The organism is Pedobacter sp. 01T416_2 (assembly GCF_056398925.1).
In genome coordinates, this window is record NZ_JBFTQI010000280.1 from 1 (window position 1) to 6,836 (window position 6,836).

7 protein-coding genes are annotated in these 6,836 nt (G+C 42.5%); all 7 read left to right on the forward strand.

Features of this window, described 5'->3' with window-relative positions:
- A partial coding sequence (locus AC1DPQ_RS13265) for a hypothetical protein (RefSeq protein ID WP_477609681.1) occupies positions 1–298 on the forward strand: 298 nt, incomplete at its 5' end.
- Between the two features lie 226 nt (positions 299–524).
- A complete protein-coding gene (locus tag AC1DPQ_RS13270; RefSeq protein ID WP_477583155.1) occupies positions 525–1,196 on the forward strand; it encodes a hypothetical protein in 672 nt (223 codons plus the stop codon).
- 485 nt (positions 1,197–1,681) lie between these two features.
- Positions 1,682–2,467 (forward strand): hypothetical protein, encoded by a 786-nt coding sequence (locus AC1DPQ_RS13275; RefSeq protein WP_477583157.1) that lies wholly within the window; start codon positions 1,682–1,684, stop codon positions 2,465–2,467.
- 12 nt (positions 2,468–2,479) lie between these two features.
- Positions 2,480–2,899, forward strand: a complete 420-nt coding sequence (locus AC1DPQ_RS13280; RefSeq protein ID WP_477583158.1) for a hypothetical protein — start codon at positions 2,480–2,482, stop codon at positions 2,897–2,899.
- Positions 2,900–2,979: 80 nt separating this feature from the next.
- Positions 2,980–3,243: a hypothetical protein gene (locus AC1DPQ_RS13285; protein WP_477583160.1), complete on the forward strand. Its 264-nt coding sequence runs from the start codon at positions 2,980–2,982 to the stop codon at positions 3,241–3,243.
- A gap of 1,040 nt (positions 3,244–4,283) precedes the next feature.
- On the forward strand, positions 4,284–4,394 hold the full coding sequence (locus AC1DPQ_RS13290; RefSeq protein ID WP_477583290.1) for a hypothetical protein: 111 nt from the start codon (positions 4,284–4,286) through the stop codon (positions 4,392–4,394).
- A 599-nt stretch (positions 4,395–4,993) separates the two neighbouring features.
- Positions 4,994–6,836, forward strand: a 1,843-nt coding sequence (locus AC1DPQ_RS13295; protein ID WP_477609683.1) for a hypothetical protein, incomplete at its 3' end; no start/stop codon positions are given.

Sequence of the window (6,836 nt, forward strand, 5' to 3'; positions counted from 1 at the left end):
CAAGAGGGGTGAGCCGGATGATAGCCCCAAAAAATGGTATTTTATATCTAATTTGGATATTCGTGAAAAAGTGGAATCTGATTTTAATCAGGTTAAGCATTTAGAAACTTTCGGAGCGACAGGATCTGAACTTGTTGGGGTAAAAATTGCAATGGCACTGCTGCAAGATGAAGGTAAAGCAATAGAGGAATATTTTGAGCTTGATGAGTTTTATATTAAGTATTATTATAATGAGGTTACTACGATAGCTCCTTATTATAAGCAACCAGAATACATGCAAGGAAAAGCCATTCGATGATCTGCAGCATGCCGAATTATTATTGCCCGGTCATATTCTTATAATTGAGGTTTCACAAGAGGCACAGCAACCATGAGTGAGAACGGCACCGGGGAATGAACGGTAAGGCTCAAGACTATGCTTCTGCATCCCAGGCTTTTTATGATAATGCAGGTACCAAGCCGGATGTACGATGCGGCACTGGACAGGTTTGTATCGGCTTATCCGATGGCGGAGGAGTGAAAGCATGACGGTTTATCAGTATGCGCTGAACAGCCCGTTGATCTTCAATGATCCGTTAGGGGATAAGGCAGCTGGGGGAGTAACTGGACAATACGCTGATTTTTGGAATACTGCACTTTCCTATACCAGGAGTTATGGCGCATCTGGCTTTAGTGCCTTTGGGTCCGATCTGGAAGGTTTCACGAGAGGCGCAGCAACCATGAGTGAGAACGGGACTTGGGGGATGAACGGTTGGGCTCAGGACTATGCTTCTGCTTCACAGGCTTTTTATGATAATACAGGTGCCAGAGCACTGACTGCTGATAAAGATGGTTACATTTCTACCGGGTTCTATTACAGAGATGGACAAGGGAAAGCTGTAACTAAGAATGGTGTAAGTGGAGAATACACTACGGTCTATATTGGCAAACAAGAACACTCTGCGCGAGCGGCAGGAAGCTTTACAGATGAACTTGGGCAAGTGTTGAATCTAGGAGGTATAGTTTGGGGTGGAACTGAACTAGCTTTGCAAACAATTCGACAAAATAATGGTCCACAAGCAATTGGGCGATTCCTGGGATTTGGAACGCAAAGGACTGCCGGAGCGTTGAAAGGAACACTAGGGTATGGTGTAATCGAATTAGGTTCCTGGCTTTACAATGGAAAGTCCATAGAGCAGAATATTTTTGACAAATAAAGATTTTAGACAAGATGATATTAGATCTTTTAATGTTTATAACGCATAGTTTTTTAATGCTTATTAAAAGGGCGAATCCAAAAGGCATTGTGCTACGAAGTCTCAACATCGTTTCTGTGATGATTGCCAATATACTTGTATTCCTTTTTTCGGTCGTTTATATGTTCTTAATCAGTTTAAAGTTAATAGGTTATAGCAGGCCATTGGTCGTGACCATAATATTGCTGCTTTGGTTAATGGCTTTTATTGGAATGCGATGGAAGTACAGAAATGTTTACAGTAAAGTAATAAAAAAAGCCACAGGCAGGTACCCCTTCAGTGATCGAAAAATTACTGTTCTCTTTTTTGTATGCTTTTTGACTTCCTTTATAATTGTTGGTTTTGGAGTTTTATGTTTCAGGATGTATTTTTACGGATAAGTTCAACGCCAGCAGTGTCCTTTCTAAGGGTTTCTTTAATTTCCTCATGATCTGATCATTCGCTAAGTGCAAAAATATGGCTCATCGGAGAATGCCTTTTATGGTGGGGCTGAGAACATGCAAGCAACTGGGCAATGGGGTCTTTATAACGGCTGGGCAACCGATTACATTTCGGCAGCTAACGAGTATAATAGCCTTGTTGGAGACAGTGCCCATGTTACTACAAATATAAATGATGGATATATTCAAACAACAGCATGGTATAGAGATGCTGGAGGTAATGGGGCTACGGTTAATGGGAATAGCGCATACGGAATAATTTACAAGGTAGGTATGAGTGCCTCGGATGGCACGCCTGAAAGAAAAGGTGTTGGGCAGCTAGGGGAATTAGAGAGTCTGATACCGGTTTGGGGTTCTGGACGTGCGGCTATCGATCACTTTCAAAATGGGGAATACTGGAGAGGATTAGCTTATACTGCGTTAGCTGTGAGTGACGTTTTTCTAGTAGAATCGGTGGCAAAGGGCATTGGCAAAGGGGCTTGGAAATTAGGCTCCCATTCTTGGAGCGCAACGCGCAAATGGATGGTAAATAAAGGGTATGCTGGAGCAGGTGAGCCCCTGCATCATTGGGCTATTACTCAAGCCATCGCTAAAAAATATGGGCTAGAAGCTGTTTCAGATCAGCCGTGGAATCTAGTCAAGTTCTCTAATCAAAGCATACACATTAGAGCAGGTCACGGACTAAATTATTTAGGACAACCGGGTTATAGCATGTTGGGACAATTTTGGCATGGCACACCAACTTGGTTTAAAGCTGGAGTTGTTTCAGTGGGCGGGCGTAGTGTAAATTAATTATAAGGTAAAATGAAAGTGGAATTAAATTACCCAATTATTGTTCTTTCTAAGAAGGATAACATGGTTTATGTTTATTTTAAAGAAAAGGATTTTAAATCAACAAGTGAAGAACTTTTAAAGAAGATCGACTTTGCAAATTTGGAGGTCATAGATAGCTTAGGGCATAACTATAAAATAAACAAGGCTTATAAAATAAAATACCTTGGATTGTGGGGATATAACCCACTATTGAAAGGAAGACAGATACTTATTGATTTTGAATATGATTCAGAGGTTCAAATGATATCACTTGAAGATTTTAAAGCGGAAATTATCAAAAGACTCGAGAAAAAAAAGAAACTTTGGGAGATGAGCTACGATTTTCAAGAATTAAAACATAGAGTATATCACAGTCCGAGCTTTAGTACGATAGCTCAGCTACTAAAATAGTTTTTTATAACATTAGCGAAAAACATTAAATCTTAGTTGGTATTGAGCCAACGTTTTTCCATTAGGTTTGCAGCTTATATATGAAAAATATTAAATTATCTATCAATCAGGTCTTATCTGATTGGGATCCTTTAAATGTGGGTAGAGATATAGCCTCAGATGAATATAGCAAATACATTGGTGGTATCTTGAAATACATAAATAATCAAGAACAGTTAACCAGTTATTTGGAGAAAATCCTTGTGCAGGATCTCGATACAGGGTACGATAAGCACAATCGCGAAGATAAGGATTCAGTTGCGCTCATTGTTGAAAAGTTAAAAAAATTGGTTCTCGAGGAGTAAAGGCAAGCGATAGTATGAACAGCTGTTATGAGCTTGTCCGATCGCTAAAATATTAATCGTTACAACCAGATCGATCGAACTGGTTGTAATTGCATAAGCCAGGGTTGGCTGAACCTCATTCGTTAATTGTATATGTTGTGTAATTTACTGAATTTAATTTGTTATAGGTTGATTGGCAATGAAGCGAAAATTTGAAATTCGTAATATATTGGCGCGGTTGTAGACGCTAATACATATAGCTTTATTAAAGGATGTCAGCTTTTAAATGATAAAAAGTATAAGAGCGGAGCAGAAAAAGTCGGAGTCGACTATAATTAACTTATAGTAAAGCTTGGCAGAACTTCTGGGCTTTGTTATTTCTTTAGCAATCCAAGCCAGCTTGGCTTCGATTGCCCGTATGTGCCAGCGTGGACTTTGGAAAGCTGGCTTTTTACCTTACATGCAGTGATCCTGTTTGAGGCACTTTGCTTTTGTCAGATGCTTTCACATCTTATAATAAAATTGATTTTTTATATTTGAATATGAAGGAGTTTGCCTTGCATACCATCCTTAAAACAGATGGCAGATATTTGGAGATCGTTGACCAATTCCCTTCCGGAGCCTGGTATAAGCTGATGGAGTTGGAGGGTGACCATGTGATGGGCATTGATGCCAGGGTTATATCTGAGGGGATTGAGGCGGGGACGTGGGAGATTGTGGAGTGATTGTCCGGAAAGCTTTGGTTTGTTCAGTTTGTTAGGACTACAAGGAAATTGTGATTTCGAACAGTAGCCGGACGGATCACCTCCATTGGTCCTAAGGTGTTCTTATTTAATGAGCATATTGTTGCTGTAGATTTTGTTTGAAATTTATTTCGTTGTCCGGTAGAGCAGTCGCTAAAGCTGGCCTAGGTGGATATCCTATTGGGCAGCAGTCTGTCAACAGCATTGTCTAAATATGATTTCTATCCGGGAAATTTTATCCAGATGATCCATATAGTGGAAGGGTTGAACAAACTGGAACACTTTTTTGAGCAGCTGTCCCAGCGGTAGACCGAGGAAGTGGAATATAAGACCAATGCGATCAGCGGGATGCTGGAACCTTTGATTATCATCTTTTTAGGTCTGGTAGTAGGGGTAATCCTGATTGCGATGTACCTGCCGATGTTCTAGATGAAGGGTGCTTTTTTAGCGCATTATTTCTTCACTGGCATTTAATTGTTTGGATAGTTTTTGTAATTAAAACATTTTAGATATGATCGTATTGTATTCTGGCCTATAACCTCAAGACTGTTAAATTTTATCAAGATTTATTTCGTCGCATAAAGAGAGGGGTTGGTGTAAGATTTCAGATACAAATTAAAATTGTTGAAAGACGATTGAATTATTCCTATTTTAAGTTTGGTCATAAAAACTGATATGTTCGTGTAATTTTTTTGGTTTTGTTTTTTTTAAAATGGTATTTCGTGACATCTAAAATTATTAAACAAGTACAGATATGTCTCTCAGAACTTCCTCCTATTCCAGTTTTATTTTCTATCAGCAAGCTCTAAACAGGAATAATATTTCGTGATCTTTTTAATTGCTCGACCCAATTGATCAATAAAAGTACAGATGGCCTGGTTTGTCCAAATAAATATGGATTCATTTGCTATCCTTTTACTGATTGACCACACACTCCTGTTTCATCCAAATCTAATTATCATGAATTTATTTTAATTGATGTTCCTGCATCCCGATAAAACTGTCCAAAATCTATATTTAAACACGTTATGCTCAAAAAAATATTAGCATCAGTGGTGCTGCTTTTAGGCACACTATATGGTGTCCGCGCCCAGATTGACCCAAAATCTCTTTCCAGCATCACCAATGTGGTCCCTGCATCGCCTGACGTATCGGCAATTGCCCGCTATGGGGGAATTCCGATAAACAGGTCGACCGGTGCAGTTAATTACTCCTTACCGCTTGTGAATATATCAGCAGGGAAATTAAGCTATGCGCTAAGCCTATCTTACGGAGCGGAGGGGATCAAGGTAGATCAGACTGCGGCTCGAACAGGCCTGGGCTGGGTGCTCAACGGCACCGGGGTAGTCAGCAGGACTATTATGGACGAACCGGATGAGTTCGCGACAAGGATCACTGCCCCCTCCAGCCTTGCCCAGTCAAGAGCGCTGCTGGACTTTCTTGAAAAGGGTATAGAACAGACTGATGGTTTTGACAACCAGCCGGATGTGTTCTCTTTTTCGGTCAATGGAATCTCTGGAAAATTCGTACTCGATGCGCAGGGGAATGTCCAGCAGATCCCCAGGACTGCACTGCGTATAGAGACCAACTTCTCCGGCACTGGTTATAACATAAAAATCACCGATCAGGCAGGGGTTGCCTATTACTTTGGCGGGACCGCTGCAACTGAATATACCAAGACACTCAACAGCGGAGTGGGTTGCGGAAGCAACCGCCCGACATTGAATGACGGGGCGCCCACGGCCTGGTACCTGACCAGGATCGAGCATCCCCTTGGAAAGAACCCCGGTAGGGACAACCTGCAGTTCAGTTATACGCCGGTCACCTTTAGTTACCCTTCAGGTGTAAGCCAGACGCAGATCAGGACACCGTACAATACAACAGTGACGGGCTGTGATTTTGTGGGCGGGACCATCGAGGCCTGCGCGACGATACATGAAAATACAACCTGCGTAAGCAGCCTGCAGACCAATGGTTATTATTTATCCGGGATCACCTCAAGTGATGGCAGCAGGGTACAGCTCAATTATACGTCCGATCGGCTGGATCTGCCCGGTGATGTATCACTGACCGGGGTGGAGCTCTTCAATAGTCGAAATGACCGCATCAGAAAGTTCGTGCTCGACTTTGAGCAGGTACAGAGTACCAGTGCGATGCTCTCTCCCCTGGTTGGTTCCCCAACGGGTGCAACCTATAGGATGTACCTGAAGAAACTGACCGAATACGGAAGGACCGAGGTGCCACTTGGTAACCATGACTTCAGGTACTATCTGCCATCGGCTCTGCCCGCAAGGCTTTCTTTCTCCCAGGACCACTTCGGGTTCTTCAACGGGCAGCAGAATGCCAGTCTGATCGGTGCCCCGTCCTATATGCTCCCTACGCTGATGAACCCTTTCGAGACGGGTAACCGTGAGAGCAGTTCAACCCATTTTGCCTTTGGGATGCTGAGTGGTATAACCTACCCGACCAAGGGGCGGGACTCATTGGTCTATGAGGCCAATATTGTGCGTGAAAGTACCCTGGTGGAGCCGCCCTTACAGAACGTTCCTTTGAGTGTCCGCGGCGTTGGGCAATCCAGTTCCGTAACGGTGCAGTCGCAGGATTTTTATATTGCCTATAACCAGGTAACGGATCTGGGTTACAGTGTTGATACCTTCCAGGATACGGGTTATGAATATGATCCCCTGCATAACTTCGGAAGGATACAGCTTTATGATATCACCACAGGTACCTACGTTGTAAGCCTGTTGAAGGTCAACCCGCCAAATGTCAACAGTGTAAGGGTTGTGCTTACCGCCGGACACACCTACAGGTTTATACTTGCCTCGTTCGGGGATATCATAAGGACCGATGGATCGATCAGCTATAGGG

Bases quoted from the DNA above. Each gene is read 5' to 3' on its own strand.
- AC1DPQ_RS13280 (WP_477583158.1), top strand. From the start codon at position 2,480: ATGAAAGTGGAATTAAATTACCCAATTATTGTTCTTTCTAAGAAGGAT.
- AC1DPQ_RS13285 (WP_477583160.1), top strand. From the start codon at position 2,980: ATGAAAAATATTAAATTATCTATCAATCAGGTCTTATCTGATTGGGAT.
- AC1DPQ_RS13270 (WP_477583155.1), top strand. From the start codon at position 525: ATGACGGTTTATCAGTATGCGCTGAACAGCCCGTTGATCTTCAATGAT.